Raw genomic sequence first — 4,004 nt, forward strand, 5'->3', positions numbered from 1 at the left:
CTAAAGCCAACCGAAATTCATCTCCCACCTACTCATTGGGCTTTAGCCCTTCCCATTCCTTGAGGATGGGAGACTTCTTTCGGAAATCCGTTAAAAAATGAAACTTTCTAAATACACTACCAATTTTCCCTCATCTATCAATAAACTGTCAATGTTATTAAATTTCCAGAGAGTCATGCGCTATCGAAAGGGAAACCCGCTTTCTAAACTTGCATACCAAAAAAAACAGACCATTTTACTGATCTGCTCTCGTTAAACAATTTATTTTTGACTCATTCACAAGTCTCACATTTTTTTTGCATGAAGGTCAAATCGATCTGCATTCATCACCTTTGTCCATGCGGAAATAAAGTCGCGCACAAACTTCTCTTTGTTATCGTTCTGGGCATATACTTCCGAAATCGCCCGCAGCTGAGAGTTGGAGCCGAAAACTAGGTCCACTCTGGTGGCCGTAAGTTTAACCTCACCGGTCTTGCGGTCACAACCTTGATAAACACCACCTTCTGCAGGCTTCCATTCCACTCCCATATCCAGCAGGTTTACAAAGAAATCATTGGTGAGCATGCCAACACGGTCGGTAAAAACTCCATGCTTTGTACCGCCATGGTTGGTACCGAGCACCCGCATTCCACCAATCAGAACCGTCATTTCAGGTGCACTGAGGTTTAATAGCTGTGCCTTGTCCAATAAGAGCTCTTCTGGACTTACGCTATATTGTTTCTTTTGATAGTTGCGGAATCCATCAGCGCAAGGCTCAAGCACTGCAAAACTTTCTGCATCTGTTTGCTCGTCGGTTGCATCCCCACGCCCTGGAGCAAATGGAACAGCTACATCAAAACCAGCGTCACGTGCCGCTTTCTCGATTGCTGCACTGCCGCCAAGAACGATCAAATCAGCAATGCTTATTTTCTGATCGAGATGGCTTTGAATTTTTTCAAGTGAATGGAGCACCTTTGAAAGTTGTTCCGGCTGATTCACTTCCCAGTCTTTTTGCGGAGCCAGTCGGATGCGTGCACCATTCGCTCCACCGCGGAAGTCCGAGCCACGGAACGTGCTTGCGGAAGCCCAGGCAGTCGTGACCAACTCGCCGATGGTTAGCCCAGAGTCCAGAATCAAAGATTTCACCTTTCCTATTTCTTCTTCTGTCCATTCATACTCAACCGCTGGAATAGGATCCTGCCAGACGAAATCTTCTTTTGGAACTTCTGGACCGATATACCTTGATTTAGGACCCATATCACGATGCAATAACTTGAACCATGCCTTGGCAAAAGCGTCGGCAAACTCTTCTGGATTTTGATGAAAACGGCGGGCGATTTTTTCATAATCAGGATCATGGCGCAATGCTAGATCTGTTGTAAGCATCATGGTTGGGACTTTTTCAAAAGCATCTTCAGCATCCGGAGCAAGATCTTTTTCGGCCGGATCCACAGCCAGCCATTGATAGGCACCTGCCGGACTCTTTGTCAGCCACCATTCATAGTCGAATAATAAATCAAAATAGCCATTATCCCATTGTGTTGGGTTAGCCGTCCAGGCTCCTTCCAGGCCGCTAGTAATGGTATCCCGGCCTCTGCCGGTGCCATGTGCATTTTTCCATCCTAAACCCATCTCTTCGATCGGAGCTGCTTCCGGTTCTGGACCAACTTTCGTTGCATCTCCTGCGCCGTGGGCTTTTCCAAAAGTATGTCCGCCAGCAATCAGCGCTACTGTTTCTTCATCGTTCATGCCCATCCGTGCAAAGGTTTCGCGAATGTCCCGTGCTGCTGCAAGCGGATCCGGCTTGCCATTCGGTCCTTCGGGATTTACATAAATAAGGCCCATTTGTACAGCAGCAAGCGGGTTCTCCAGCTCACGATCCCCTGTATACCGATTATCGCCGAGCCACTCTGATTCAACGCCCCAATAAGTGTCCTCTTCCGGATGCCAGATATCCTGTCTCCCTACGCCAAAACCGATTGTCTTGCCTCCCATCGACTCAATTGCCACATTACCAGCTAATAAAATCAAGTCAGCCCAGGAAATTTTGTTGCCATACTTTTGCTTAAGTGGCCATAGCAGTCGTCGAGCTTTGTCCAAGTTCCCATTATCTGGCCAGCTGTTCAGCGGCGCAAATCGTTGTGAACCCGTCCCTCCGCCGCCTCGGCCATCGCCAATACGATATGTCCCCGCAGAATGCCAGGCCATTCGGATAAACAATGGTCCATAATGACCGAAGTCTGCCGGCCACCAGTCCTGACTCGTTGTCATGAGCACTTGAAGATCCCGCTTAAGTGCATCGTAGTCCAGCTTTTTGCATTCTTCACTATAATGAAAATCCGCCCCCATTGGGTTTGATTTACGGTCATGCTGATGGAGAATATTCAACTGCAGCTGATTCGGCCACCAGTCTCTATTAGTCGTACCACTCGTTTTTTGACTAGTTGCACCCCCGTGCATCACCGGGCATTTTCCAACCTTTTCCGTATCCTTGTCCATTTTCCTTCCCCTTTCGTACTAATAAATGATTTCCCTTTCACCATTCATACCTATGAGAAGAACAAGGAATTTAGTATCTTTAATGGGAATCTTTTATCATTAGGTGAGGAACGAGATTGGAATGACCCTTCTTCCTAATCAAATGAAGCTACAACAAATAACCACTCATTTCCGAAAATGAGTGGTTATTTATGAAGTATGTCAATTCTTACAATTTCAAAGCCTTGCATATCATACATTCCAAATAATATTTATAACACACTTGGTTGATTCAACATCGTAATTAATTTTGATTTATATGCTGCAAATTCTGGTGTAGAAAAAATTTGTTCACCCCTTGGTCTAGGAAGATTTATTTCAATTTTTTCGGCAACTCTTGTAGGCCTATTTGTTAAAACATATACCTCATCTGATAAAAATACTGCCTCATCAATATCATGCGTAACTAGGAGCATTAGATCCTCCCAAATTTCCAGCAACCATAATTGTATTGCATATCGAGTTTGAGCATCCAGGGCACTCAATGGTTCATCTAGTAAAATTATATTATTCTCTAACATTAATGTTCGCAATAAAGCCACTCTCTGCTTCATCCCACCTGACAAGGTTCTCGGATAGTTTTTTTCAAATCCACCTAATCCATATTTCTCTAAAACAGGGGATGCCTTATTAATTGCGACCTGTTTTGAAGTCCCATTTAATTGTGCACCTAAAATCACATTTTCGATTACGGTTAACCACGGAAGCAATAAATCCTTCTGTAACATGTAAGAAACATGACCAATTTCGGCAGTAATATTTTCACCATACAAAGAGACATCTCCTCCAGTGGGTCTTAATAATCCAGCAATAATGTTGAAAATTGTTGTCTTACCACAACCACTAGGTCCAATGATTGAAGCAACCGTCCATTATGCAGGCATTGGGGAAACGGTGAAACTTTATTTTTGTCGATTTCCTTATCAAAAGGATTGGAAATTGTACCTGTCTACAGATGAATCCTTGTCAGTAATGGAAATGCTTCAAGTATACTCCGTGCGTTGGACGATTGAAGTTTTTTTCAAAGAAGCAAAACAACAACTTCAATTAGGAAGATACCTGCCATCGCGAAGTACCTGTTTGATCTGGAAATCACACCGGTACTGCCATATACACGACCACGGACCAAAGATGGTTTCTTCCGGAAATATGAAGCTTAGAAACGGCAGTTAAGAGGAGTCCATCTTCTTTAGAAATTCAAATTTATGCCAAAAGGGGTTCGGAATGAGACCATTCCGAACCCCTTTTGTCTACAAACTGAACTCACCATAGTTGGCGAGTTTACTTATTATATATGGATTCGGGGTACCTTTTTAAGGAATGCTGATCTCACTCATTATATTGTGCTAAAGAAAGGGTTGAATGAAGAAATAAGATATCAGTGAACTACTCCCACCACTTACCACCCTTACAGGTCGCTTGAAGTGGGGGCTTCTCGACTTATCGTTGCTTTTCCTAGCCAACAAAAACTGACCGAGCTAACCCTC

General features: G+C 43.9%; 2 protein-coding genes and 1 pseudogene. 1 reads left to right on the top strand and 2 read right to left on the bottom strand.

Going from position 1 to position 4,004, the window contains the following annotated elements:
- Positions 1 to 285 precede the first annotated feature (285 nt).
- Positions 286 to 2,478 (bottom strand): catalase/peroxidase HPI, encoded by a 2,193-nt coding sequence (gene katG / locus J2S25_RS19775; RefSeq protein ID WP_307192711.1) that lies wholly within the window; start codon positions 2,476 to 2,478, stop codon positions 286 to 288.
- Between the two features lie 251 nt (positions 2,479 to 2,729).
- Complete coding sequence (locus J2S25_RS19780) at positions 2,730 to 3,374, bottom strand: ABC transporter ATP-binding protein (protein ID WP_307192713.1); 645 nt, start codon at positions 3,372 to 3,374, stop codon at positions 2,730 to 2,732.
- A gap of 1 nt (position 3,375) precedes the next feature.
- Between J2S25_RS19780 and J2S25_RS20140 the strand changes: the two are divergent.
- Positions 3,376 to 3,573: pseudogene (locus J2S25_RS20140) on the top strand (transposase); the annotation flags it as partial.
- Positions 3,574 to 4,004 lie beyond the last annotated feature (431 nt).

The sequence above is a fragment of the Mesobacillus stamsii genome (assembly GCF_030814065.1).
In the GTDB taxonomy this organism is placed as follows: domain Bacteria; phylum Bacillota; class Bacilli; order Bacillales; family Cytobacillaceae; genus Mesobacillus; species Mesobacillus stamsii.